18 protein-coding genes, 4 tRNA genes and 1 pseudogene are annotated in these 25,520 nt (G+C 55.7%); 5 read left to right on the top strand and 18 right to left on the bottom strand.

Going from position 1 to position 25,520, the window contains the following annotated elements; genetic code table 11:
* Positions 1-55 precede the first annotated feature (55 nt).
* Together soil367_RS06650 and soil367_RS06645 are read left to right on the top strand one after the other, a co-directional pair.
* Positions 56-697, top strand: a complete 642-nt coding sequence (locus tag soil367_RS06650; RefSeq protein ID WP_136548100.1) for a DNA-J related domain-containing protein — start codon at positions 56-58, stop codon at positions 695-697.
* 34 nt (positions 698-731) lie between these two features.
* Positions 732-1,796 carry a polysaccharide deacetylase family protein gene (locus soil367_RS06645; protein ID WP_136548099.1) on the top strand — a complete coding sequence of 355 codons (1,065 nt, stop codon included), beginning with the start codon at positions 732-734 and terminating at the stop codon, positions 1,794-1,796.
* Here the strand turns inward: soil367_RS06645 and soil367_RS06640 are convergent.
* From soil367_RS06640 to soil367_RS06575, 14 genes and pseudogenes are all read right to left on the bottom strand, one after another.
* Positions 1,793-2,869 (bottom strand): MalM family protein, encoded by a 1,077-nt coding sequence (locus soil367_RS06640; RefSeq protein WP_172962291.1) that lies wholly within the window; start codon positions 2,867-2,869, stop codon positions 1,793-1,795. The two genes, soil367_RS06645 and soil367_RS06640, sit on opposite strands and share 4 nt — an antisense overlap.
* A 72-nt stretch (positions 2,870-2,941) precedes the next feature.
* Positions 2,942-4,576, bottom strand: a complete 1,635-nt coding sequence (locus tag soil367_RS06635; protein WP_246065567.1) for an OmpP1/FadL family transporter — start codon at positions 4,574-4,576, stop codon at positions 2,942-2,944.
* A complete protein-coding gene (locus soil367_RS06630; RefSeq protein ID WP_136548095.1) occupies positions 4,573-5,589 on the bottom strand; it encodes a transporter in 1,017 nt (338 codons plus the stop codon). Before soil367_RS06630 ends, soil367_RS06635 begins: the two co-directional genes overlap by 4 nt.
* Before the next feature lie 94 nt (positions 5,590-5,683).
* The gene (locus soil367_RS06625; protein WP_136548093.1) at positions 5,684-6,484 is read right to left on the bottom strand and encodes a C39 family peptidase; all 801 of its coding nucleotides are present in this window, start codon (positions 6,482-6,484) and stop codon (positions 5,684-5,686) included.
* 400 nt (positions 6,485-6,884) lie between these two features.
* Positions 6,885-8,762 (bottom strand): SurA N-terminal domain-containing protein, encoded by a 1,878-nt coding sequence (locus tag soil367_RS06620; RefSeq protein ID WP_172962290.1) that lies wholly within the window; start codon positions 8,760-8,762, stop codon positions 6,885-6,887.
* A gap of 346 nt (positions 8,763-9,108) precedes the next feature.
* Positions 9,109-9,417, bottom strand: a pseudogene (locus soil367_RS06615) (HU family DNA-binding protein); the annotation flags it as partial.
* 179 nt (positions 9,418-9,596) lie between these two features.
* The gene (gene lon / locus soil367_RS06610; protein ID WP_136548088.1) at positions 9,597-12,014 is read right to left on the bottom strand and encodes an endopeptidase La; all 2,418 of its coding nucleotides are present in this window, start codon (positions 12,012-12,014) and stop codon (positions 9,597-9,599) included.
* A gap of 255 nt (positions 12,015-12,269) precedes the next feature.
* Positions 12,270-13,556, bottom strand: coding sequence for an ATP-dependent Clp protease ATP-binding subunit ClpX (gene clpX / locus soil367_RS06605; RefSeq protein WP_136548086.1), 1,287 nt, complete (start codon positions 13,554-13,556; stop codon positions 12,270-12,272).
* A 100-nt stretch (positions 13,557-13,656) separates the two neighbouring features.
* Positions 13,657-14,262, bottom strand: a complete 606-nt coding sequence (clpP, locus tag soil367_RS06600) for an ATP-dependent Clp endopeptidase proteolytic subunit ClpP (RefSeq protein WP_246065566.1) — start codon at positions 14,260-14,262, stop codon at positions 13,657-13,659.
* A 313-nt stretch (positions 14,263-14,575) separates the two neighbouring features.
* Positions 14,576-15,895 (bottom strand): trigger factor, encoded by a 1,320-nt coding sequence (tig, locus tag soil367_RS06595; protein WP_136548082.1) that lies wholly within the window; start codon positions 15,893-15,895, stop codon positions 14,576-14,578.
* Positions 15,896-16,141: 246 nt separating this feature from the next.
* A tRNA-Leu gene (locus soil367_RS06590) sits at positions 16,142-16,226 on the bottom strand.
* A 61-nt stretch (positions 16,227-16,287) separates the two neighbouring features.
* A tRNA-His gene (locus soil367_RS06585) sits at positions 16,288-16,363 on the bottom strand.
* A gap of 73 nt (positions 16,364-16,436) precedes the next feature.
* Positions 16,437-16,513 (bottom strand) — tRNA-Arg (locus soil367_RS06580).
* Between the two features lie 91 nt (positions 16,514-16,604).
* Positions 16,605-16,681, bottom strand: a tRNA-Pro gene (locus tag soil367_RS06575).
* Positions 16,682-16,892: 211 nt separating this feature from the next.
* On the opposite strand from soil367_RS06575, the gene folD reads away from it, so the two are divergent.
* Complete coding sequence (gene folD / locus soil367_RS06570) at positions 16,893-17,750, top strand: bifunctional methylenetetrahydrofolate dehydrogenase/methenyltetrahydrofolate cyclohydrolase FolD (protein WP_136548080.1); 858 nt, start codon at positions 16,893-16,895, stop codon at positions 17,748-17,750.
* Positions 17,751-17,831: 81 nt separating this feature from the next.
* On the opposite strand, the gene soil367_RS06565 is transcribed toward folD, so the two are convergent.
* The 3 genes from soil367_RS06565 to soil367_RS06555 form a co-directional block, all read right to left on the bottom strand.
* Positions 17,832-20,012, bottom strand: a complete 2,181-nt coding sequence (locus tag soil367_RS06565; RefSeq protein ID WP_136548078.1) for a malate synthase G — start codon at positions 20,010-20,012, stop codon at positions 17,832-17,834.
* Positions 20,013-20,204: 192 nt separating this feature from the next.
* Positions 20,205-21,587, bottom strand: a complete 1,383-nt coding sequence (gene cysS / locus soil367_RS06560; RefSeq protein ID WP_136548076.1) for a cysteine--tRNA ligase — start codon at positions 21,585-21,587, stop codon at positions 20,205-20,207.
* Between the two features lie 3 nt (positions 21,588-21,590).
* Positions 21,591-23,276, bottom strand: a complete 1,686-nt coding sequence (locus soil367_RS06555) for a glutamine--tRNA ligase/YqeY domain fusion protein (RefSeq protein ID WP_136548074.1) — start codon at positions 23,274-23,276, stop codon at positions 21,591-21,593.
* Between the two features lie 188 nt (positions 23,277-23,464).
* Here soil367_RS06555 and soil367_RS06550 point away from each other — a divergent pair, with 188 nt between their 5' ends.
* Together soil367_RS06550 and soil367_RS06545 are read left to right on the top strand one after the other, a co-directional pair.
* Positions 23,465-23,974 carry a peptidylprolyl isomerase gene (locus soil367_RS06550; RefSeq protein ID WP_136548072.1) on the top strand — a complete coding sequence of 170 codons (510 nt, stop codon included), beginning with the start codon at positions 23,465-23,467 and terminating at the stop codon, positions 23,972-23,974.
* Entirely contained in the window at positions 23,971-24,708 is a 738-nt protein-coding gene (locus tag soil367_RS06545) for a UDP-2,3-diacylglucosamine diphosphatase (RefSeq protein ID WP_136548070.1), read from the top strand. Before soil367_RS06550 ends, soil367_RS06545 begins: the two co-directional genes overlap by 4 nt.
* Positions 24,709-24,749: 41 nt before the next feature.
* On the opposite strand, the gene soil367_RS06540 is transcribed toward soil367_RS06545, so the two are convergent.
* Positions 24,750-25,358 (bottom strand): MiaE family protein, encoded by a 609-nt coding sequence (locus tag soil367_RS06540; RefSeq protein ID WP_246065565.1) that lies wholly within the window; start codon positions 25,356-25,358, stop codon positions 24,750-24,752.
* Positions 25,359-25,520 lie beyond the last annotated feature (162 nt).

Raw genomic sequence — 25,520 nt, 5'->3', positions numbered from 1 at the left:
TTTTGCGTACGACTATTCGCGAAGCCAGATTCCGGAGCTTCAGATAAGACCGCCCATGCCCAATAATGCTGCCGAATCCACAGCTCACCGCGCTATCCCTGAGCTGGTTTCTGTTCTGGAAGTAGCCCTGGAACAGATCCTGCGCAGCCATCCTGCGGGGCTTTCTGAGCACGCTCTGCTGAAAATCCTGCAGGCGCCTGACTGGAATATTCTCGAACCCATTAATTTTCGAGAGCCCGCAGCTCTTTATCCCGTGCACTTTCTGGTGTTTCATGCGCTTTATCGTCTGCGCACCACACTGATCAGTGAAGGTGGCGAGACTCTGCATATTAACGCACTTAACATCATTCTTCGGCCAGGCGCGCCCCCTAGTGGCACAAGTCTGCCTGACCACGGGGATGATCCCCTCGCCGAGTTTTACCTTGACCTGCATAATCTGCGATTAGAGTCCAACGTAATCGAGTCTATGCTGGATGATTTCTGGCAGGGCATTCAGCGCCCGTCAGACGACGCTCTGAAACAGGCCTGTGATGATCTGGAACTGGACTGGCCGCCACAGGATGCCCGAGCAGCAAACCTTCAGTTCCGCCGGCTGGCTATGCTTCATCATCCGGATCGAGGCGGCAAGCCGGGCCGATTGCAATCTATCAACCACGCAATAGCAGTGGTGCGCAGGCATCTGCGCCATGCTGGCTGATACTTTCGTTCAACGACCGTTATGGCCCCGCTCGATGTACTCATTCTGTCGCATTGTTCTAGCTGTCAGTGTCTGTTTCTCAGGACCGCTCAACGCCGCTCTGGTTATCTTGCAGTACCACCATATTTCAGACGAAACGCCTGCGGCAACCAGCACCAGCCCCGAGCTGTTCCGGCAGCAGCTGGAACGCATAAACGAGCTTGGCCTCAAAGTCGTTAATCTTGAAAAGGGTACGACAGAGGCACTGGTGCCACCGGAGATCTCCCCCCAGCAGGTTGCACTTACCTTTGATGACGCCTATGAATCCGTCTACACCACAGCCTGGCCCATCCTCGAACAGGCACGGCTGCCTTTTACGGTTTTCGTCAATACCGATGCGATTGAGCGTAAAAGTGCTGGGTACATGTCCTGGGAGCAACTGAGAGAACTTGCAGAATCTGAACTGGTGACGATCGGCAATCATACCAGCGATCACCGTCATCTAGTTGCTGTCCCCGGGGAATCCAGGGACCAGCTAAACGCTCGTGTCGACTCTGCGCTCTCAAACGCCGACAACACCCTTAAACGGCGTCTGGGCCTATCGCCCAGGCTGTTTGCTTACCCTTACGGCGAATATAGCGAAATTGCGCAAGCAGCCGTCCGGGATAGGAACTGGCTGGCCTACGGACAGCAAAGCGGCCCCGTGGGAACCTGCTCCGACCCGACCGCATTGCCGCGGTTTCCCGCATCTAACGCTTATGGCGCCCTGCCCGCCCTGACGGACAAGCTGCTTTCAGACGCGATGCCCGCAGAAAAATCGGAAATGCCGTCAACGGTCATCAAGGAGAATCCACCACGGTGGAAGCTGGCGCTACCGGAAGGGTGGGATGTGGCGAAACTTACCTGTTTTGCTCCCGGAGAGGGCCGAATCCCGGCCAGGGCGCTACAGAAGGGAGTAGTGGAGATCAAGGCCAGAAACGCGTTCCCGGGACGCAGATCCCGTTACAACTGCACCTACCCTCAGCAGGACGGAAACTTTTACTGGCTATCTCAGGCGTGGGTGAATCCGGAGAAACCTGAAACTCAACCGCAGCTGCTACCCTCTCAACCTGCCCGTTAGAATACCGACGAATCGAGGCTCAGCTCAATCTCACCAGAACCGGCTGCTCGGACTTTGTCTGGCAGCGAAGCATCGGTGCTGCTTGCCCGGAGTCCTTCGCCTCGCAGGTCTTCACTCTTGCTCAAAACAACCAGCCAGCGCTCCTGCGCCTCGGACTCTACGGGCAAACTGGCCTCGAGGTAGCCATAGCGGTACCACGATTCTGGCTCGTAGGTGAACTCTATATCAGTCACAACGCGAATAGGCCGCCAGTCAGCATCGAGAAAAACCAGCGTCGGCAAGAAGACGCCGCCGTCGATGAAACTTCTTATTGTCAACGGAACCAAATTGGCTTGTTCCGGGAGCTGGACAATTCGATACGGGCTCCGTCCTGTCGGAAAATCAAACACAGGGGAGGAACCGTCTACTCGAACCGAGGTGCCCCTGTCAGTATCGAGTTGATGAATATCACCCCGGCGAAGTGCTTCGCAGCAGACTGCGTCAAAGCGCTCCACAAGCTCGGGGGAATCGCCCTGAAGGCCGAGCACAGTGGCAGCGTTTGGCCCAGCCTCTGCTGGTAAAGCGCCGGCGCGCCTGGACGTACGTGCCTCTGAAAACTTCGTTGCTCCGGCGGTGTCCAGAAGGCTCACTGCTTCCTTCTCACGTTGCAGGTTCTTCTCTTTGCCTGGGTTAAAGGGCGAGTTGAGTACAGTGCCGGTCGCGTCAGTCCAGGTAAAGAAAGGCTGCGGATCACCTTCACGAACGTACCCGGCTGCTTCCAGCGCCTCTGCATCAGGGAAATTTTCAAGATTAAAAACGGGATCATCGGAGGGCCGGCCAAAAAGTCCCGCCCCCGCTGGAGGCCTATCCTCCAAATCGCGGGACTGAGAAGGCTGGCTTTCATCCCCAGGAGGCGCATCCGGACTCGTGGCGGGACTTTTATCACCTGTGCGCAACTTGGGTTCATTAACTATCGTGGTCCGTAGCTCGCCCTGCTCGTCTACCCACGTGTAGTAACGATCTGCGTGCGCTGGGGTCGCTAGCAGTAGACAAGCCAGAGTTACGGCCCCGAAAGCTCTTTTCGACGCGCTCACGGCAATCTCCTCTGATCATGATCGCACCGTTCAGGCTGACATACCGGATTCCGATTTCGGCGTGTCAACACCTCAGAATTTAGTGCGGAAAGAGATACCGGCCAAGGCCAGCCGTAGCGACGTTTTGACATCCATCCCCGCGTAGGGGTTGTAGATGATGTTGGTGATATTGTCGCAGTTGAGTGCACAGCTGGTATCGGCCGGAATGTATTCAACCGAGTGCAGGTAACTGAGTGAGGCGTCGACCATGGTGTCTTTATCCCAGCGATAGCCGAAACCGACGTTATACATGAGTACATCCCCAAAGGGCGCCATGGTTGTCCTGGACCCGCTCGGAATCACCGAATCACGAACTTCGATACCCGCCCTGAGATCGAGTCGGGTTGAGGCGTGAAGCTCGGTGCCTATGCCCCAGTTCCAAACATCCTGCATCCCAAGCGGGAACTTCAGAGTGTTACCGGTAGCATTGTCAGGTGAAAGTATTCGGGCAGCGTTGAGGAACTCGAGGGTGCGGTCGAATTCAAGGTCCAACGCATCCCACGCACTGTAATCGGTCCAGCCGACATCGAAATTAACGGACAGTAAAGGGTGCAGGTCCATACTGATGCCGGTCTGGAAGTGCTGAGGATAAGTAAAATCAGCGGAGACGTTCCCTCGCTCTTCCGGAGCGCCCGAAGGCAGGCTCAAAATAGCGGAGGTTATTGCCCCGAGCACTGATCCGTTGAACCGCTGCCAGAAGCCGGACCAATCGTCTGTGTATTCAATTTCGAACTTGCCCTTCAGCTTCATGTCCGCTGCGGATGTATAGGCCGCGCCCCAGGCAAACCAGGGCGTGGGCTCCCATGTAACGCCGAGTGCGTATGTGGGCGAGATGGTTTCCTGCAAGTCGAGATTGAGAACGCCGATGTCATCGAACGGACCAACATTACCGCCGCATAGTGTCAGCCAGGGCGAGAGCGGCTCATCCCCACTCTCACAGCTGAAGGCATCCTGCAGTACTTCTGCCATACCCAGTAGAAGGTTAGGCGCCCGCATCGACTGATCAACCGCCAGGCCGAAGTGAGACAGGTGTATCCCGGCACCAACGGACCACTCGTCGTTAATGCGGTAGCCCACGGATGGCGACAGGTAAGTAACGCGCTGTATAGCGGTAGCCCTGGGGTAGTACTTTCCGGGGTCTGAGTTGCTGCGGTGGTATCCGGCTGCAAAAGGAATATAAAAAGCATTTGCAAAGGTAAACTTGGATCCAGGCTCTCGCACGGAAAACCCGCCGGAGGGCACGGCCGCTATGGGAACTGGCAACTTCTGCAAACCGAAACCGGGTATGTAAACCGCAACGGTGTTGGTGTGACTGTGGCTGTTGGCGATCGGGTCATTCTCAACCCCATCGATGCCAAATATTTCGTAGCCTTCGGGGGCAATAAAGTCGGCGTCAATATCCAGATAGATGTTCATGAAATTGACTTCGAGCTGCCGATCGTCCAACCGCGTCAAGCCCGCCGGGTTGTAGTGGATCGACATCATACCCGGAGGATCTGCGGTCACAGCATTGCCTAAGGCGAGAGCCTTGGGGTGTATCAGCGCGTTCTGAACCAATTGCGCGTTCGCGGCAAACGTAGTCAGCGCTAACGCGAAAAAGCAACCAAGTCTGACCGTCTTGTTCCACATGTCGTTTTTCCCTTCCCGCGCACTTGCAAACAACGTCACTCTTTAAGACCTGCAAGGTTGATGGGCAGGGAAACACCGATACTGAAGTCAGGGGCATCTTCGGTAAGGCCAAAACCGACATTGGTATTGATAATTGTGGTTTCCGATACACGGGTACCCAGCGAGAAATTGATGATACCGGTCATCTGATCCTGGGCTACCGCCTGGCTACCGTCGCTGAACTCAAGAACAGTCTCGTCGTTGTAGGCGACCTGAACTGATGCGCTGAGCGAAATATCGTAGGATAGCGAGTACGCAAACCCGGCAGAGCCGTTCAACCCGAAGCCTGGTTCTACTGAGTCGAGCAATCGACTGCCACGAACCTGGTTGACATCCTCTTCCTTGACTGAATAAGCCAGCCCCACAGATCCATAAATAACCACGGGATCCAGCACTTTTGACAGGCTGGCGCCACCCGAGACGGTGTAATAGCCACTGCCCGTCGACAACTGGCGATTTATATCGATCTCATACGGACTGACCCCTGTTTTGGAATTCAGGCTGCCGTAGAGGGTGATTGACGTTGTACCAGGAACATAGGGCAGCGGCTGCCACCGCGTAGTGAACGACAAGTCACCCAGGTCCGACACCTGGGTGTCATCCTGAGTATCGTATTTCACTACAAAAGGAACCCGAACGCCCAGCGTTACGTTATTGAGCAGCCCGTAGTCGAAAGAAAAGGAGTTGGTAAACTTATGAGTGGCGCTCGGGGTGACGTCAAGGTTTCGGATCGAATTATTTACGAGCTCCAGATCAATGCGCTGGTCGCCAGTGTAGTCATAGTCAAAGGAATACTTCAGCGACATGCTGCCGGCTTTCAACAAGGAATAATTTTCCTCAGCTGCCTGAAAAACCTCTTCCAACTGGCGACTGGTATCCTCATCCTCCTCCTGACGCGACAAGGCTTCCCGGGCTTCATCGACACTACTGGTGTCTTCCTGTTCTTGCGCCAGGGCCTGTAAAGGCGAGAGCGTTAAACAGAGACACAGACTCCGTAAGACCCAAGGTTTCATCCCAACTCCCTTTTCCTGAAAAGGTTCATTATTTTTATCGGCCATTAACTGAGCATGAAGGTCAAGAGTTCAGTAAACGGCTGCCTTGAACTGATCAATTACGACGGAAATGCAGCTGCTTGCGCGTGTTTTCGGCGGACCCGTCAGGATTATTCTTCTGTCTTTCCAACTCGTTCTGGAGGCGTCGTTGGGTCGCCTCATGGAATTCAGGCAGCCGTTGCATGGCCATCAGAGTGAAGGTCTGGTCGTCGACAAAACGCAGGTCTTCTTCCCTTAGTTCCAACGCATCAACAGGCTTGTTACCCCCGGGGAAGACAATGAAAAGCACTTGGTCATCCCACTTTTCTTCAAATTGAGCAATGGTAAAGGACAAATTGCCTACGGCCGGGTCAGCGATAAAAACACGCCCGTCCCGGACCGCCCTGACGACGACGAAATGTTTAAAACCTGCGTGGGTTATGGGAACAATAGCTGGGTGGTCAAGCCCGGTAAGATCCTCAAGAGAAGCCCGAAAACCGCCAGCGGGGTAACCTAGTGCCGTAACAAGCCGCTTCATATCCAGCATGGAAAAGGCGCGACGCTGAACGATTCTCTCGCTTTCACCGTAATGGAGCAGCCCTTCCATGACCTGCCGCTCCTGCAGATTCCGGCCCAGGTAGAACCGCAAAATCGTGGTCAGGGCTGCGGCACCACAACTGTAGTCATACGCCTGCCTGACTATGTTGCGATACTTTTGTTCAACTAGCGGCTCGACTTTAACTCTATTGAGAAGGTCATGATTGCTTCCGTCCACGCGCTGCTCTATCGCAATAGCGCTCCGCTCAAACGGCTCTACGGCCATTGTTTCATGGAAAAGATTGAACGTGAGCAGTGAACCCGCCAAGACCATTATCATGTCAGATTGATCCCTGTGGCTGAACTAGACCGCTGGAGGGCAAAGCGAATGGTACCGGTCGATGCTGATCATGGGCCAAGACATCCCCGGGTACTATGCAGAGTTCCGACACCTTCGTTTCCTTACCGCCGGTTTACAGAAAGCGCCGAGTGCTCTTCACGACTTACCACGTGTGCAAAGCACACTCAGGCTGAGCACTTCGCGTTAGGCCACGATACCCAAAATGAAACTCTCTTAAAGATAACTGGTACTCAAATCAACAGCCCTTGCCGTGCAAGGGCCGCAGGCAGATACCCGGGTCAGCCAATGATTCTTCAGCTTCCTAATGAACAAGTTCTGACCCAAACAAACCGGCACGAAGCGGGATACGCTCAGGCCGGGGCCCACTGTCACGATACAGTTATTGTAGCCGTTCGATCTCGGCACTTTTCCGGAGGGCCTCCAGGTACAGCTGAGCTACCTGGCCTCCGTACTGGCGCGCGACAATATTCTGGATCTGGGCGATGAGCGGGTCGTCAGCTGACACAGATGGAACCTCGACAGCCCTTAGCTGGATCAGGCTCACTCCGGCAGGAACGTCCGCACGACCGTAAACGGGCTGATCTTCAGGGTGAGGCAGACGAAACGCGGCTTCGAGCACCGGGCTCGCGATGTCTGGCGAGTCTCGTTTTACCATCGTGCCAGCAGTCCAGTTCGCGTCGATCCCTTCTGCCACCTCTTCCGGGGCAGCCCCTTGCTGCAAGCGCTCCAGCATCTCTTCTGCCCGTTCTGCCAGCGCTTCGGCGATCTTGTTTTCGCGAAGCGTTGCCTCGATATCGTCTCTTACCCGTTCAAGCGCAAGCTTCTGTTCAGGATGATGTTCGCGTACCCGAGCGACAACCGACAAGCCGTCCGCAACCTCTACCACTTCTGAGTTATTGCCCTCCTCAAGGACATCACTGGAAAAAATCTGGCGAATCAGTCCCTGGTGATCAAAAGGCGCCTCGTTGCTCTCCCGACTGACGCCATCAATGTGTTGCACCTCCAGGTCAAGTTCCGCTGCAGGTCCTTCGAGGTCAAAGGCGGAGAACGAAATATCGGCTAGCCGGTCGGTCAGTTCGATGTAGCGCTGATCCGCACGCTCGCTCGCGATCTCATCTTCGAGATTGTCGCGCAAGTCCTCAAACTCTGGCTTGTCGAGGGTCCGGGTCTCGAGCAGCTTGATGAAATGAACGCCATAGGACGTTTTTACCGGCCCCGACACCTCACCCTTTTCTTCAATAGCAAAAAGCGCATCAGAAAAAGCTGGGTCGAAACTGTCCCGGTTCGCAAAACCTAGCTCGCCGCCAGCGTCAGCTGAGCCCGGATCATCTGAGAGGCGCTCGGCAACATCTGCAAAATCATCGCCGCGCTCAAGCGCTTGCTGAACCTCATCTATTCTTTCCTGCGCCACCTCATCACCGCTCTCCGGCACCAGAAGAATATGGGCTGAACGGCGCTCTTCCCGTGCCTCCATCCCCGCAAGGCGCTTCTCATACAGCTCGCGAAGGTCGTCTTCGGACACCTCTACAGCATCTTTTAAGTCGGAGCGGTCAATCGCGATCCAGGCAACGTCGACGGTTTCCGGCCGCATGAATGCTTCTGCATTGTCGCCGTAATAGGCCTCGATTTCGCTCTCTTCTACTGTTATCTCGTCAGCGACCAGCGACGGTTCGAGCGTAAGAGTTGCGATCTCACGTTGCTGCTGCTGCAGAGTAAGCAGTTCCCGACTGGTTGCGGGAACCGCAAAGGTGCTGCCTGCAACAGTCGCCTGAACCTGGCTTGCGATGTAATCGCGACGGAGGGCATCTCTGAACTCCTGAACGCCCATCCCCCGGTTTCGGACGAGGCCCAGGAAACGTTCTTGGCTGAACGTCCCGTCGACTTGAAAGACAGGCATCGAAGTGATCAGTTGGTCAATCTCTGCATCGGAAAGCTCGAGGCCGCGATCCTTTGCATCCTGATAGATCAGCGAACGGTTGATCATTATCTCCAACACTTCGCGATTGATCGCCCCTTCATCAAGCAAGGTGGGATCCGGGCGTTCCATTTCCGAAAGGATTTGCTGACGCCGCGTCTGCACCGCCCGCTGATACTCGCGCTCAGTAATGTCGTTACCGTTGACCGTCGCAACAGCCGGCTCCCCTCCGAACCCACCGATAATGGCGTCCACACCAAATATCGAAAGCGAGACGATGACGGCTACGACGATGATTTTTGCGATAGTGCTTTGGGAATTATCCCGAATATCCTGAAGCATGCTGTTCTCGACACGTTGTGAGGCGGCGACCATTTTTGGAGTGAGCAGGCAAGCTCTTGCTTATACCGTTTGCCAACGGCTGAGCTTTGCCTTCGCGTTGGCGGATTTTAGCTGCTCAAGCGTACGGCAACAAACGAACCAACACACAGTTTGCGGCAGTTGCTCCAGATGAGCTAGCGATTGCTACGCTATCGGGAGATCTTGCCTTCCGGTTGCGAAAAAAAAGGCGCATCCGGTAAGAATGCGCCCTTCGGGTCCATGAATAGATCGTTAACAGTTCAATTGCGCCCCGGTGTGAGGGATGCCTGGTTCCCGGTCCGAAGCGCTGGACCAAATCAGATATGTCTTACTTTACAGAGTCCTTAAGGGACTTACCGGCCTTGAAGCCCGGAACTTTTGAGGCCGGAATCTTGATCTCCGCGCCGGTTTGGGGATTGCGACCAGTGCGAGCAGCGCGCTCCTTCACCTGGAAGGTACCAAAGCCGATCAAAGTAACCTGGTCACCTTGCTTGAGCGCGTCAGTAATGGAACTGGTCATTGCGTCAAGCGCGCGCCCGGCGGCGGCCTTGGAAATATCTGCTGAAGCTGCAATAGAGTCGATCAATTCAGACTTATTCACACTAAACCCCTTCGATTTCTGATTAGAGATGTGAGCTTTTGGTTTGTTGTTTCTGGCCGCCTCCGACTATGGCACAGCAATCCGGAGAATTCCATTGTTGAACTTGCATCCCAATTAAGCTAGCGAATTGCGCCGGAGCCCTTGGTACTGGCTGCCTCACGACGAAAGTAGTTATACCAACGGCTCTGAATCGGTGTCAACCGAAGCGCAAGCTTTCAGTGGGTGTTCACGCGCTCCTCACTCTCACTTCCATCCTCCCGGGGGTTGGACCCACCCTCTGTCTTAGGCCCGACTGCGTGGGGCTCAGGCTGATACGCAAGCGCAATATCGAGCACTTCATCGATCCATTTCGCAGGACGAATTTCCAATGATTCCTTTATGTTAGCGGGTATTTCCCTAAGATCCCGCATGTTCTCCTCGGGGATAATAACGGTCTTTATACCGCCCCTGTGCGCGGCCAGTAACTTCTCCTTCAGACCGCCAATCATCAGCACCTTTCCACGCAGAGTAATTTCACCGGTCATCGCAACATCGGCCCGGACGGGGATGCCCGTAAGGGCCGAAACCAGTGCTGTACACATCGCGATACCTGCGCTTGGACCGTCTTTTGGCGTTGCCCCTTCAGGTACGTGAACGTGAAGGTCCTGCTTTTCGTGAAAATCATCAGCAATACCGAGCCCTGGCGCCCGACTCCGAACCACCGTCAGAGCTGCTTGAATGGACTCTTGCATGACATCACCCAGCGAACCCGTCTTGACAACCCGACCCTTGCCTTTAGTGAGTGCGCACTCAATGGTCAGCAGCTCCCCCCCTACCTGGGTCCAGGCCAAGCCAGTCACCTGCCCGACTTCGTTCTTTTCCTCCGCCAGGCCGTACTTGAACTTACGGACGCCCGAGTAGGCTTCAAGATCATCGGGCTGCAGAACACGTAGTTCGACCGCTTTCTTCTCCACGTTCTCCCGCACGATTTTGCGGCAGAGCTTGGCTATCTCACGCTCAAGGTTCCGCACACCCGCCTCCCGGGTGTAGTACCTCACCAGCGCCCGCATTGTTTCGTCCGGGACTTCAAGCTCGCCCTTCTTCAGGCCGTTAGCCTCAAGCTGCTTAGGCAGCAGATAGCGCTCGGCAATATTGACCTTCTCATCCTCGGTATAGCCAGGGATCCGAATGATTTCCATCCGGTCAAGCAAAGCCGATGGGATATTCATGGAGTTCGAGGTGCAGACAAACATCACATCCGACAGATCAAAATCAACCTCGAGGTAGTGGTCGCTGAAAGTATGGTTCTGTTCCGGGTCAAGCACCTCCAGAAGCGCCGACGCGGGATCACCGCGATGATCCATCCCCATCTTGTCGATCTCATCAAGGAGGAAGAGCGGATTGCGCACACCGACCTTGGAGAGCTTCTGCAGCATCTTGCCGGGTAACGCGCCAATGTAAGTGCGCCGGTGACCCCGTATTTCAGCCTCATCACGTACGCCGCCTAGCGCCATGCGGGTGTATTGACGGTTTGTAGCGCGTGCGAGAGAGCGGCCCAGAGATGTTTTGCCGACGCCCGGGGGACCCACAAGACACAGCACCGGGCCTTTGAGTTTGCGCACACGGTTCTGGACGGCCAGGTATTCGAGGATGCGTTCCTTGACCTCGTCCAGCCCGTAATGGTCTTCATCCAGGATGTCCCGCGCGCGGTCAATATCATGGCGCACCCGGCTACGCTTCTTCCACGGCATGGCCAGCAGCCAGTCAATGTAGCCCCGGACCACTGTGGCTTCTGCCGACATGGGCGACATCATCTTCAGCTTATTGAGTTCGGCGTCGGCCTTTTTGCGCGCTTCCTGGGGCATGCCTGCGGCTTCTATGCGCTGCTCCAGCTCTTCGAAGTCGCCGCCACCTTCTCCCATCTGGCCCATCTCTTTCTGGATGGCCTTCATCTGCTCGCTCAGGTAATACTCGCGCTGACTGCGCTCCATCTGTTTCTTCACCCGGCCGCGGATGCGCCGCTCAACTTCGATAAGATCAATTTCACTGTCGAGCTTGCCAAGCAGCGTCTCCACCCGTTTGTGAATGTCGACATCTTCAAGCAGCGCCTGCTTTTCTGGAATCTTAAGCTCCAGATGAGCCGCCATCGTGTCCGCCAGGCGATTAATATCCTCTATGCCGCTCAGGGAATTGCTGACCTCGGACGGCACTTTTTTGGAGAGTTTCACAAATTTCTCAAACTCTTCCCGTAGCGTGCGGACCAGTATCTCCCCTTCGCGCTCTTCCACGCGCTGGTCGTTTATTTCCTCTACCAGCGCAGACAGGTAAGGCCCTTCGGCTATCTCGTCGATTCTGGCCCGGGTGTTACCTTCTACCAGGACCTTCACGGTACCGTCTGGTAAACGCAGCATCTGCAGGACGGTGGCCAGGGTGCCGACGGGGTATATGTCACCAGCTTCGGGATCATCGGTTCCAGCATCGCGCTGGGCAACCAGAAGAATCCTCTTGGTGCCGTCCATCGCCGCCTCGAGGGCTTTGATCGACTTGTCACGCCCGACAAACAACGGTACAACCATGTGCGGGAACACGACAACGTCGCGCAACGGCAGCATGGGATATTGTTCAAACGGCGCTGCCTGATTCAGATCGGTCATGGCGTTTCCTCTTACTGGAGCCGGTGTATTACCGGAGTGAAAATGGCAACCGGCTGGATCGCCCCTACGCCACGATAGGCGTTACTCAAGAGCCTCCTTAAGTATGGCAGATGATATAAATTGGGGGCGGAATGCGAAATTACAATGTCGGAAGAACTTCTAATCTGTAGCCTCTATACGCAAAAAAGCCCGCCTATCACTGTAGCAACTACGACGTAGCACTGCAGCGAATAGCGGGCGTTTCGGTAACGACTATTAATCTTCCGGGACGGCCTTGGCCTGTTCCGTATTAGAGTAAATCTTGATCGGGTCAGAGTCGCCGCGAATCACGCTCTCGTCGATCACGACTTTACATACACCAGTCTCAGACGGAATCTGGTACATAGTGTCCAGAAGTACCGCTTCCATGATCGAGCGCAGGCCTCGTGCACCGGTTTTCCGCTCCATCCCTTTACGAGCAACAGCCCGTAACGCGTCTTCCCTGAAGTCCAGTTCCACATCCTCCATCTCGAAGAGCTTCTGGAACTGTTTGGTCAGAGCATTCTTCGGCTGAGTCAGAATCTCCACAAGGGCCTCTTCGTCGAGTTCTTCCAGTGTGGCCACTACAGGCAACCGACCGACGAATTCGGGAATCAGACCATATTTTACGAGGTCTTCGGTCTCCACGTCTTTCAGCACGTCGGAGGCCGTCTTCTGGCTCTGTTGGCTTATGACATTGGCCGAAAAGCCGATACTACTCCGCTCTGAGCGGTCTCGAATAACCTTGTCCAGCCCGGCAAAAGCGCCACCGCAGATAAACAGAACATTGCCCGTATCCACCTGCAGAAACTCCTGCTGAGGATGTTTACGGCCACCCTGCGGCGGCACAGATGCGACCGTGCCTTCAATCAGTTTGAGCAGAGCCTGTTGAACGCCTTCGCCGGACACATCCCGGGTGATCGAGGGGTTATCAGACTTCCGGGAGATCTTGTCGATCTCATCGATGTAGACAATACCGCGCTGCGCCTTCTCAACATCGTAATCGCATTTCTGCAACAGCTTCTGGATGATGTTCTCGACATCTTCCCCGACATAGCCCGCCTCTGTCAGAGTCGTAGCGTCGGCAATGGTAAACGGAACATTCAGCATCCGCGCAAGGGTTTCAGCCAGCAGGGTCTTACCACTCCCCGTCGGTCCGATCAGGAGAATGTTACTCTTACCGAGTTCGACATCTGCACCCTTGCCCTCACCGAAACGCAACCGCTTATAGTGATTATAAACAGCTACCGACAGGACGACCTTGGCTCGGTCCTGGCCGATGACATACTCGTCAAGTGTCGTCTTGATTTCCTGAGGGGATGGCAGCCGGTCGCCTGTGTCTTCCTGCGCGCTCTCCTGAATCTCCTCACGGATTATGTCGTTGCAAAGATCAACGCATTCATCGCAGATGAAAACCGAAGGCCCTGCAATGAGTTTGCGGACCTCATGCTGACTTTTGCCGCAAAACGAGCAGTACAGCAACTTGCCGTTGTCGTCGCCCCTGCCGTTTCTCTCATCTGCCATTGAAATACCTCTGTTACTTGCGGTCGGTGATCGTCGTGGCTTTTTGCTGCTAAAGCCGCAGCCCTGGCACCAACATCAAAAGACTCGGCCAATCTCAGTATTATTTAAGATCGCCACGCTTATCAAGCACAGCGTCGATGAGCCCATACTCCTTGGCCTGAATAGGATCCATGAAATTATCACGGTCCGTATCCGCTGCTATCTTCTCGAGCGGCTGACCGGTGTGTTCGGCCAGACGATGGTTAAGCGTCTCGCGGATTTTCAGAATTTCGCGGGTGTGAATCTCGATGTCTGACGCCTGACCCTGGTAGCCACCCAGCGGCTGGTGAATCATGAAGCGCGAATGAGGCAGCGAGTAACGCTTTCCTTTAGCACCACCGGCGAGCAGAAACGCACCCATGCTAGCGGCCTGTCCTACACATAGCGTGGATACGTCAGGCTTGACGAATTGCATCGTGTCGTAAATAGACATGCCTGCAGAAACCGAGCCGCCCGGCGAGTTTATGTACAGATGGATATCTTTATCGGGGTTTTCAGACTCAAGAAAGAGAAGCTGTGCAACCACCAGGTTGGCCATGTGGTCTTCGACCTGGCCCACCATGAAGATAACGCGCTCTTTCAGGAGGCGTGAGAAAATGTCAAAGGACCGTTCGCCACGAGCCGTTTGCTCGATAACGATCGGTACCAGACCAGCGTTCGTAATCATTGACGGTCCGTCGTAGGGTGCTTGACTCATTGAATCTCTGCTCTCTTTGTCCTGACTGGCTGGCACAAGTATCGAACCCTGCCCGCTTCCCTTGAACTGCCGCCCTGCCGGGGGGCCTTGCGGCAAAGGTGGGGGCTTCTCGCCAGATTAAAAGTGTCAAAGGACAGTCCTGCTGCCCTAACTGACGTGAAGTCTAGTAGGCCGGTGTACGTTTGGGCGAGGAAAATCATTAATTTTCCTGCTTAAAGCCCGGCTGCTACAGGTCAGCCGAGTACCGCCGGCGGAGCGGGGTACACGACTGAACAGGTAATAATCAGTCTTCGTCTGACTCAGCACCGGGCTGAGCAGGCTTGACCGCTTCCTCGTAGCTGACCTTCTTTTCCTTGACCTTGGCCTGAGCCATAACAAAATCGACCACTGCGTCTTCCAGAACCAATGACTCCAGTTGCGCCTTCTGCTGAGGGTCATTCTTATAGAACTGGATAACCTCCTCAGGTTCCTGGTAGGTAGACGCAATTTCTTCGATTTTCTCGTCGACCTTGGCCTGATCCGCTTCAAGGTCGTTCTGGCGAATCAGCGCCTGGAAGATAAGCCCGGTCTTGACTCGACGTTCAGCCTGCTCCTGGAAAATCTCGTTGGGTAGCTGTGAGGCCTGCATCTGACCGCCGAATTGCTTGACGGCGTCTTCCTTCAGACGTCCGATTTCCTGCTCCGCCAGCGCTTTGGGGACTTCCAGTTCGCTGGTCTTGAGCAGCCCGTCAACGATCCGGTTTTTTACCTTTGTGTTGATGGCATTCTTCAGTTCCCGCTCCATGTTCTTTTCAACTTCTGCGCGGAACGCTTCTTCGGTATCTACCGATATACCAAATTTCTCGAAGAACTCCGCATTGAGTTCAGGCAACTGGGGCTCTTCAACCTTCTTGACGGTTACGTCAAATGTTGCAGGCTTGCCCGCGAGTTCTTTGTTCTGGTAGTCCTCCGGAAAAGTTACTTCGAGTGAAACGTCCTCTCCGGTCTTGGCACCGATCAAGCCCTCTTCGAAGCCCGGAATCATCTGCCCTGAACCAAGGGTCAGCCGGTGGTCGGTAGCACTGCCACCTTCGAACGCTTCCCCATCGATTTTGCCGACAAAATCGATAGTCATGATGTCCTTTTTCTTGGACTTGCGTTTTACTTCTTTATTCTCAGCTTGCTGGAGACGCAGGTTGTCGATCATCTTGTCGACATCTTTCGCCTTGATCTCGGCGACCGGCTTCTCGACCTTGAGCTCTGACAGGTCACCCAGCTTGGGCTCTGGCATTACTTCAAATACCGCAATGAATTCAAGATCCTTGCCTGCCTCAACAACTTTGGGCTCGAACCGGGGCCAACCCGCCGGGGAAATCTTTTCCTTCTCGAGCGCCTCCATGTAGGAATCACGCATCACTTCGCCAATGACTTCCTGGCGCACACCTTCACCAAAACGACGACGAACCACTTTGAGCGGGACTTTACCGGGGCGGAAGCCGTTCATTTTCACGGTGCTCGCAGTCTTCTGCAGGCGCTTCTCGACTTCCTGATCGACTTTAACGGCAGGTACGCCAATGGTCATCCGACGTTCAATACCGGACGTCGTTTCAACAGAAACTTGCATGAATGATCCTCAAAACTATCGTCGTTTCGGTTAGATGAATAAAACAGGGCTGCATATTAGAAACATGCCTAGGTCTGTGACAAGCCCAGTGCAGAGTAATCCGCAAGTTTACCACGGTTTATGGACGGAGGAGAAAGGGCTTGACTGAAGTGGAGCGAGTAAAACGAGTGCGCCCGGCATAGGTTGCAGCGGTTCGCCCACATGACAGACCTGACGAGCACGTATAGCCGAGAAGACTGGAAGGGATGGTGCGAAAGGAGAGACTCGAACTCTCACGGGTTGCCCCACTGGAACCTAAATCCAGCGCGTCTACCAGTTCCGCCACTTTCGCATAAACAGGGAGTTACAGAAACAATCAGGGAAATTACGCGATATGCGCAGTCAACTAAAAATGGGGTGGACGAAGGGGTTCGAACCCTCGACCGCAGGAATCACAATCCTGAGCTCTACCAACTGAGCTACGTCCACCATAGCAACTTCTTTTTTTTAGAATAACCGACCAGAAGCCAGGGGTTCTGTCAGATCATTCAAAGGCAATACTTGGCGCGCCCGGTAGGACTCGAACCTACGACCTACGGCTTAGAAGGCCGTTGCTCTATCCAGCTGAGCTACGGGCGCAATACGCTTCTTGCTCGCTTGAACAGGCGACCAGCCGCTAAGCCCGACTATTCGCGGGCATGAACCCGCGCGACGTCTGTTGCAAAAAAATTGGTCGGGGTAGAGAGATTTGAACTCCCGACATCCTGCTCCCAAAGCAGGCGCGCTACCAGACTGCGCTATACCCCGAAAACTGCTGAACACTTTCTGTTCCAGCAAGTTGGCGCGAATAATACCGACCAAAACGGGCTTCGTCAACAGGTACCGGGACTTCGTCTATTACAGGTTGAACACCCGTGCTCCGCGTACGGCGCGCGGTCAGGCTCATTTCATGCGACAATACTCCCCTTTTTAAGGTCGATCTTTTCGAAGACGCAGCACAGACAGGGCTATCCCATTCATGACGGCAAAACTCATAGACGGCAGGCAGGTTTCGGCAACGGTTCGGGAGGAAGTTAGCGCGAGGGTAAAAAAGCGACTCCAGGACGGCAAACGCGCGCCCGGCCTCGCTGTCGTGCTGGTTGGCGAAGATCCGGCTTCCCAGATTTATGTCCGCAATAAAAGACGGGACTGCGAGAGCGTGGGCTTTGCCTCATTCCAGTACGACCTTGGCGCCGACGCGACTCAAGTACAGCTGGAGTCGCTGATAGATGATCTCAACGACAATCCCGAAGTCGACGGTATTCTGATTCAGCTCCCGCTGCCTCCTCACCTGGATGCGGACCCGCTGTTACTGAGAATACACCCAGACAAGGACGTCGACGGTTTTCACCCTTACAATCTGGGCCGGCTTTGCCAACGCAAGCCTGAACTGCGTCCCTGCACGCCGGCCGGCATCATCAGGTTACTCGACAGTATCGGCACGAACTATAAAGGTGCCCATGCACTGGTTGTCGGTGCATCCAACATTGTTGGCCGTCCGATGGCGCTGGAACTACTACTAAAAGGCGCGACCATTACTGTGGCCCATCGCTTCACCCAGGACCTCGCAGGCTATGTCGCACAGGCGGATATTCTTGTCGCTGCCGCAGGTAAGCCAGGACTGATCAAAGGCGAATGGGTCAAGCCCGGCTCAACAGTCATTGATGTGGGCATGAACCGACTCGATTCGGGCAAGCTCTGCGGCGATGTCGAGTTCGACGCCGCGCGGGAGCGCGCGGCCTGGATTACGCCAGTCCCGGGCGGTGTCGGCCCGATGACGATTGCGACCCTGCTCCAGAATGCGCTGGAAGCATGCGAGAGACGGGATATAGGCTAGAACTGCGCAGGCTGCACACAAACACCTCGCGAATGAAAAAGCCCACCGATTGGTGGGCTTTTTGCTTACGTTCTCAGACGCTCAGCATCCGTACTTGGCTTTTGCCTTGCGACGGTACGCGTGCAGAAGTGGTTCGGTGTAGCCGTTGGGCTGCTCCCCACCCTTCAGCACCAGATCACAGGCAGCCTGGAAAGCAACGCTGTCATCAAAGTTGCCGGCCATGGGCCGATAGTTGGGGTCACCCTCGTTCTGACGGTCCACGACCGCCGCCATGCGCTTCATGGACTCCATGACCTGATCTTCGGTATAGATGCCGTGGTGAAGCCAATTGGCGATGTGCTGTGATGAAATCCGCAGCGTCGCTCGGTCCTCCATCAAGCCAACGTCGTTGATGTCGGGAACCTTGGAACAACCTACACCCTGCTCGACCCAGCGGACCACGTAGCCAAGGATGCCCTGGGCGTTGTTGTCGAGTTCCTGCTTCTTCTCGTCATCGGTAAGGGCAGCCGGATCCTGCAGCAGAGGCACCGTCAGAATGTCGTCGAGGCGCGCGCGCGTGCGACCTGCCAGCTTTTCCTGAACCGCGGCCACGTTAATCTGATGGTAGTGGATAGCGTGCAGGGTTGCCGCGGTCGGGGATGGTACCCAGGCCGTATTGGCCCCGGCCTTGGGATGGGCAGTCTTTGCCTCCATCATGCCCGCCATCAGGTCGGGCATGGGCCACATGCCCTTACCGATCTGAGCGCGTCCCTTGAGACCCGTCTCGAGGCCGATATCGACGTTCCAGTCTTCGTAACTGGTAATCCATGGCTGCTGCTTCATAGCGGCTTTGCGAACTACCGGCCCGGCAAGCATGCTTGTGTGGATCTCATCGCCCGTACGGTCGAGGAAACCGGTGTTGATAAAGACGGTACGTTCTTTCGCCGCCCGAATACATTCTTTGAGGTTGACTGTGGTGCGGCGCTCTTCATCCATGATCCCGACTTTCAGGGTCATCGGAGAAAGGCCCAGCATGTCTTCAATCCGGCCAAACAGCTCGTTTGTGAAGGCGACCTCCTCCGGCCCGTGCATCTTGGGCTTCACAATATACACGCTGCCAGAGCGGCTGTTACGGATCGGTCCGGCGCTCTTCAGGTCGTGAATGGCGATCATCGAAGTAACAACCCCATCCATGATGCCCTCAGGCACTTCGTCGCCGTTCTTGTCGAGGATGGCTTCGTTGGTCATCAGGTGCCCAACGTTACGGATAAACATGAGGCTGCGCCCCGGTAGGGTCAGGGTAGAGCCTGATGCGGTCTTGTATTCGCGGTCGGCGTGCATGCGGCGCGTCACCTGCTCGCCGCCCTTGGCAAAGCTTTCTACCAGGTTGCCCTGCATCAGCCCGAGCCAGTTACGGTAAACCAGCGTTTTATCGTCCGCATCGACGGCGGCGACTGAGTCCTCGCAATCCATGATGGTGGTCAGCGCGCCCTCCATCAGTACGTCTTTGACGTGCGCAGGATCATCCTTGCCAATCGGGTGGCTGGGATCGAACTGAATCTCAAAGTGAATACCGTTGTTCTTCAGAAGCACAGCTGTGGGCGATGATTCAGCGCCCTGGTAGCCCGCGAACTGGGCAGAATCTTTCAGGCCGGTCTCATCCCCGTTCTGGAGCTTCACGATCAGCTTGCCATTGTTGATGGCGTAACCCACCGCATCGGCATAGCTGCCCTTTGCCAGAGGCGCGCTCTCATTAAGAAAACGACGGGCATAATCGATAACCCTGGCACCACGAACAGGGTTGTAGCCACCCCGTCCTTTCTCGGCGCCGTCATTTTCGGGGATCACATCAGTGCCGTAGAGTGCGTCGTACAGGCTACCCCAGCGGGCGTTGGCGGCGTTCAGGGCAAACCGTGCATTGGAGATGGGAACAACCAGCTGAGGCCCCGCGAGCTTGGCAATTTCAGGATCGACGTTGTTGGTGGTGATCTGAAAATCGTCGCCTTCGGGTACGAGGTAGCCGATCTCGCTGAGGAACTGCTTATACTCTGACAGGTTTATCGGACCTTGGTTTTCGCGGTACCAGTCGTCCAGCTTGGCCTGAATATCATCGCGCTTCTGTAGCAGCGATTTATTACGCGGTGCAAGGTCGTGAACCAGAGTGTCAAGACCGGTCCAGAACTGCTCCTTGTCCACACCGGTACCCGGCAGGGCTTCGTTATTAATGAAGTCATAAAGAACTTTGGCAACCTGCAGGTCGCCGACTTTGACTCGCTCTGTCATTTTTAAGCCTCGTGGTTCAGTAATGTCTGAATAAAACACGCCCGGGTGCCGGTTCCGACACGCCCATGGCGATTGTTCTACCTCGTATACCGCCGCCCCGCGTGTTCTCGCAGCTTTGGCTCTGGTCCAAAAAGAGCGCAGATTCTACCCAAAAAAGAGGCAAGATTCAGCCCCGACGCCAATCGGTGACACTCAGACCCTGCGCCAACTTGTGCCCTGCCTGCTATCGTCCAGAATGATGCCCTGTTCCTTTAGCCAGTCTCGAATACGATCGGACTCTGCGAAGTCACGTTTTTTCCTGGCGTCCGCCCGAGCCTGAATCCACCGCTCGACCTCATCCGCTTGCAGGCCTTCCACAGACGCCTGAAAGAACTGCTCCGGATCCTGCTGCAAGAGCCCCAGCACTGCGCCCAGCCGAACCAGCACGCTGCCAAGCGCTGCCGCATCTGCTTCATCGCCGCTACCGCGCAGCCGGTTAATTTCCCGGGCCAGTTCGAACAACACGGCGAAGGCACCGGGCGTGTTGAAATCATCGTCCATGGCCTCCTGAAAACGCGCGTCCCACCCGCCGGACGGCAACCCCGCTGATGTATCGAGCCCACGGATAGAGGAGTAAAGTCGACTTAGCGCATTGTGCGCCTCCGCCAGACTATCGGCCGAATAATCAATCTGGCTGCGGTAATGGCTGCCCACAAGGAAAAAGCGAACAACTTCAGGTGTATGGCTTTCAAGTATTTCCCGGATAGTAAAAAAATTGCCCAGTGACTTCGACATTTTCTCTTTATCTACCCGAACTGCGCCTGCGTGCATCCAGACATTCACGAAAGGTTTACCCGTCGCCGCTTCAGTCTGGGCAATTTCGTTCTCGTGGTGGGGGAACTTCAGGTCCGGGCCACCGCCGTGGATATCGAACGTGTCGCCCAGGCAGTGAGTCGACATTGCTGAACACTCGATATGCCAGCCCGGCCGGCCGTCGCCCCAGGGTGACGGCCAGCTTTCTTCGCCAGGCTTGGCGGCTTTCCAGAGCACGAAATCGCCAGGGCTGCGCTTCGCTTCCTCAACATCTACCCGAGCACCCGCCAGCAGATCTTCCAGCTTGCGCTTGTTGAGTTTGCCGTAGCCGTCAAAACTCGAGATTGCAAAGTAGACATCGCCATTGTCCGCTGCGTAGGCGTGCTCCTTTGCCACAAGGGTGTCGATCATCGCGACAATCTGGGCAATGTGATCAGTCGCTCGAGGTTCCTGGTCGGGACGGGCGACGCCCAATGCCCGTTCGTCTTCGTGCATCGACGCGATCATGCGCTTGGTTAACTGATCCATCGGCTCGCCGTTCTCGCGCGCGCGACGGATAATCTTGTCGTCAATATCAGTGATATTGCGGACGTAAGTCACATCGTAACCGCGATGGCGCAGATAGCGCGTAACGATGTCAAACGCGACCATCACGCGGGCGTGGCCCAGATGGCACAAATCGTAGACTGTCATGCCGCACACATACATGCGCACCGTGCCCGGCTCGAGGGGCTTTAGGGGCGACTTTCCCTGTCGCATTGTGTCGTATATTTGAATAGCCACTGGTTACCCGTTTTTCTGACTGATTTTTTCCCACGAATCTCGAAGCGTCACGGTCCGGTTGAAAACCAGTTTGCCGCGGTTTTCACTTTCCTGACTGTCGTGTACGAAATAGCCCTCTCGCTCAAACTGATACGGCAGTGCGCGCTGAGGCTCGGCCAGGGCCGGCTCGACCCAGCAGTCGGTCATCGTTATCAGCGACTCGGGGTTAAGAAACTCGATAAAGTCGGATTCCTTGTTGCCCGCCGGGTTTTCAGTCGTGAAGAGTCGATCGTAAAGACGCACCACCGCAGGCACGCCTGCTTCTGCCGACACCCAGTGGATGACGCCTTTGGGCTTGTAGCCCTCTGGATTAACACCCAGCGTGGCTGGATCGTACTCGCAGTGCAGCTCGGTGATCTGCCCGTCTTCGCCCCTGATCACCTCGCGGCAGGTCATGACATACCCCCCCCGCAGCCGGACCGCTTCGCCGGGAGACAGGCGCTTCCACTTGCGCGGTGGTTCTTCGACAAAATCCTCCCGATCGATGTAGAGCTCGCGAGACCAGATCACTTCCCGCATACCCAACTCAGGCTTCTGTGGATGCACCGGCAGCGTCAGCGTCTCCGATTCGCCCTGGGGCCAATTGGTCAGGATGACTTTCAAGGGCCGCATAACGCACATGGCCCTCGGCGCGCGCTCGTTGAGGTCATCGCGAATCGCGCTCTCCAGCATGCCCATGTCGACGGTGCCGCCAACCTTGTTTACGCCGACCATCTCGCAGAAATGACGAATGGACTCAGGCGTGAAGCCGCGACGTCGCATACCCGTCAGTGTCGGCATACGCGGGTCATCCCACCCATCCACGTGGTTTTCCTCGACCAGGCGCAGGAGTTTACGCTTGCTGGTAATGGTGTAGTTGAGGTTGAGCCGCGCAAACTCTATCTGGCGCGGAGCGGCCGGCACAGAGGTGTTTTCGATGACCCAGTCATAAAGGGGACGGTGGTCCTCAAACTCGAGGGTACACAGCGAGTGAGTAACCCCTTCCAGGGCATCGCTGATGGGATGGGTGAAGTCATACATCGGATACAAACACCAGGTGTCACCGGTCTGGTGGTGTGTCCGGAACCGAATACGGTAGAGGATGGGATCGCGCATATTCATATTGGGCGAGGCCATGTCTATGCGCGCGCGCAGAACGTGAGACCCTTCTTCGTACTCCCCTGCCCGCATTTTACGGAACATATCGAGGTTCTCTTCGATACTACGCTGGCGGAAAGGGCTGGGTTTACCGGGCTCGGTCAGGGTTCCGCGGTAAATGGCGGCCTGATCTGCCGACAGACTACATACGTAGGCCAGGCCTTTTTGAATCAGCTCGACTGCAAAGTCGTAGATCTGGTCGAAGTAATCTGATGCGTAGCGCGCTTCGCCGGGCCAGTCATAGCCTAACCATTGTACGTCGTTGCGGATCGCATCAATGTACTCCTGATTTTCTTTCTCGGGATTGGTGTCGTCGAAGCGGAGGTTGCACACGCCTTTATAGGCCTCGGCGACGCCGAAGTTGAGGCAGATCGATTTGGCGTGACCGATGTGCAGGTAGCCATTTGGCTCCGGCGGAAAACGCGTGACGACTGACGAATGCTTACCCGCGGCCAGGTCTTCATCGATGATTTGATTGATAAAATTGCTGGATTTGTTCGCTTCTGCGCTCATAAGCTCTCGGGTTGTAGTGGGCGACTTGCTGTCAGGCCAAAACCTTCGCTGCGATCGGAAAGTGCGCATTATAACGCTTCGGCCGGATCAACTCATGCATCCGGGCCACTGTTCCCTTAAAATGTGCTGAAAACACTCCGGCTCGTCCGATTTCTCGCTTCTTTTATCTGTTCAGGATGCGATCAAGAATGATCTTGCTAAACACCTCCCATGGCCCCATAACGCTTGAACTCGACTACGAGCGCGCACCTGAGTCAGCGCGCAATTTCGAGCAGTACGTCAGGGAAGGGTTTTATGATGGCCTTATATTTCATCGGGTTATCAGCAACTTTATGATACAGGGTGGTGGATTCGAACCGGGCATGTTGCCCCGTAAGACAAGGGATCCGATCAGGAATGAGGCAACCAACGGGCAGTCCAACATGACGGGCACTGTGGCGATGGCCCGCACCCCAGCTCCGCATTCGGCAACGGCCCAGTTCTTTATTAACGTGCGCGACAACGGATTTCTCGACCACAGCGCAAAGACGCCGGAGGGCTGGGGTTATGCTGTGTTCGCGAGGGTCATTGCCGGCATGGAGGTCGTCGAGACTATCCGGGACGTCGAGACTACATCGCGCGACGGCCATCAGGATGTGCCCGTAGAAGATGTCGTTATTGAATCAGCGACTGTCGTTACTGAAGATGAGGTTTCATGACCACGCTTTTTATTTCTGATCTGCACCTGGAAGAGCAGCGCCCCGACATCACTGCAGCCTTCCACCATTTCATCGAGCACCGGGCAATGGGCGCAGAGGCGCTTTATATACTTGGCGATTTTTTTGAGGCCTGGATCGGTGATGATGAACACACACCGCTCCAGGAAGAAGTCGCCGCGCGGCTCAAGCGACTGGCCCAGGCCGGCACCCGCCTTTTCCTGATGCACGGCAACCGCGACTTCCTGCTGGGTAACGCCTTCTGCGAGCGCGTTGGAGCTTCTCTTCTGGAGGACCCGACAGTCATCGACCTCTACGGCGAACCAACCCTGCTCATGCATGGCGACAGCCTTTGCACTGCCGATATTGAGTATCAGAAGTTCCGCAAAAACATGCGCAACGCAGCGTGGCAGGACGCGTTCCTCAAGCGTCCGCTGGCCGACCGGCAACAGGTGGCGCGCCAGTTGCGCCAGATCAGCATGGCCCAGAACAAAGGCAAGGAAGCGAGCATCATGGACGTGACTCCCGGCGAGGTAGCCGAACAGATGTCAGCCCATGGCGTGCGTCAGCTCATTCATGGGCACACCCATCGACCGGCAGTCCATGAACTCGAAGTCGACAACAAAAGCGCACAACGGATCGTGCTCGGGGATTGGGACAGTAAACTCTGGTACATCCGGGCGGCGCCGGGCGAAGCGCCTATGCTGCTGGACGAGCCGCTTCAGCAGATCGCGTAAGCGAGCGACCTGCGGTTTCTCGTCCAGGCACATTTAGCGCTTCATTGCGGTAGCGGGACAGGACCGCTGTGGAAGCGAAATTCAGAGTCCACCGATAACACCAGTTCCCTCTCCAGCGCCGCAAAAACCTCCAGACGGGGCTCGATTGGCTCGTCAGACGCCTCCCGGGCCAGCTGCAGATAATCCTCGTAATGGCGGGCTTCTGACTTGAGCAAGCTCTTGTAGAAGTCGGCCAGTTCCTCGTCCAGCTTCGGTGCCAGCGCCGCAAACCGTTCGCAGGAGCGTGCTTCGATGAAGGCGCCGATAATCAGCAGGTCGACCAGCCGCTGCGGGTCCGAAGAACGAACAGCTTTGCGCATGCCAGCCGCGTAGCGTGACGGGCTCAGGTGATCATAGACAATTCCCCGTTTGCGCATGATCGCCAACACCTGCTCGAAGTGGCGTAGTTCCTCGCGGGCCAGGCGGGACATTTTATCCAGGAGCCGCGGGCGGTCGACGTAGCGGTACATCAGGCTTATCGCCGTCGAGGCCGCTTTCTTCTCACAGTGCGCATGATCGATAAGCATGATGTCCTGATTGGCCAGCGCAGCCTCTATCCAGGCCGACGGAGTGGGACAGGGAAGAAACGCTTCAATGTGGGACAGATTCACTGATTGAAAACCTCTGGGCAGGCAGGATTGCCGCAAACGCTAGACTTAATGCTGCATCAGACCTCGACGCCGCCGCGATTGTAGCAGAGCTCGCCGACTAACTCAGCCGTGCCTTAACTTTCCGGCTCACTTCGGGTAAACTATTGCGGCTTTGTCACTCGG

The organism is Hydrocarboniclastica marina (genome assembly GCF_004851605.1).
GTDB classification, from domain to species: Bacteria; Pseudomonadota; Gammaproteobacteria; order Pseudomonadales; family Oleiphilaceae; genus Hydrocarboniclastica; species Hydrocarboniclastica marina.
Note: the sequence above shows the minus strand (reverse complement) of the source record. Positions and strands in the feature narration are given on the sequence as shown.

What these genes read in the sequence shown, in the direction of transcription:
- soil367_RS06565 (WP_136548078.1), bottom strand. Translation starts at nt 20,012, where the DNA reads ATGACAGAGCGAGTCAAAGTCGGCGACCTGCAGGTTGCCAAAGTTCTT.
- lon (WP_136548088.1), bottom strand. Translation starts at nt 12,014, where the DNA reads ATGACCGATCTGAATCAGGCAGCGCCGTTTGAACAATATCCCATGCTG.
- soil367_RS06555 (WP_136548074.1), bottom strand. Translation starts at nt 23,276, where the DNA reads ATGAGCGCAGAAGCGAACAAATCCAGCAATTTTATCAATCAAATCATC.
- soil367_RS06550 (WP_136548072.1), top strand. Translation starts at nt 23,465, where the DNA reads ATGATCTTGCTAAACACCTCCCATGGCCCCATAACGCTTGAACTCGAC.
- clpP (WP_246065566.1), bottom strand. Translation starts at nt 14,262, where the DNA reads ATGATTACGAACGCTGGTCTGGTACCGATCGTTATCGAGCAAACGGCT.
- soil367_RS06630 (WP_136548095.1), bottom strand. Translation starts at nt 5,589, where the DNA reads ATGAAACCTTGGGTCTTACGGAGTCTGTGTCTCTGTTTAACGCTCTCG.
- soil367_RS06645 (WP_136548099.1), top strand. Translation starts at nt 732, where the DNA reads ATGTACTCATTCTGTCGCATTGTTCTAGCTGTCAGTGTCTGTTTCTCA.
- soil367_RS06545 (WP_136548070.1), top strand. Translation starts at nt 23,971, where the DNA reads ATGACCACGCTTTTTATTTCTGATCTGCACCTGGAAGAGCAGCGCCCC.
- folD (WP_136548080.1), top strand. Translation starts at nt 16,893, where the DNA reads ATGACGGCAAAACTCATAGACGGCAGGCAGGTTTCGGCAACGGTTCGG.
- soil367_RS06625 (WP_136548093.1), bottom strand. Translation starts at nt 6,484, where the DNA reads ATGATAATGGTCTTGGCGGGTTCACTGCTCACGTTCAATCTTTTCCAT.
- soil367_RS06650 (WP_136548100.1), top strand. Translation starts at nt 56, where the DNA reads ATGCCCAATAATGCTGCCGAATCCACAGCTCACCGCGCTATCCCTGAG.
- soil367_RS06620 (WP_172962290.1), bottom strand. Translation starts at nt 8,762, where the DNA reads ATGCTTCAGGATATTCGGGATAATTCCCAAAGCACTATCGCAAAAATC.
- tig (WP_136548082.1), bottom strand. Translation starts at nt 15,895, where the DNA reads ATGCAAGTTTCTGTTGAAACGACGTCCGGTATTGAACGTCGGATGACC.
- clpX (WP_136548086.1), bottom strand. Translation starts at nt 13,556, where the DNA reads ATGGCAGATGAGAGAAACGGCAGGGGCGACGACAACGGCAAGTTGCTG.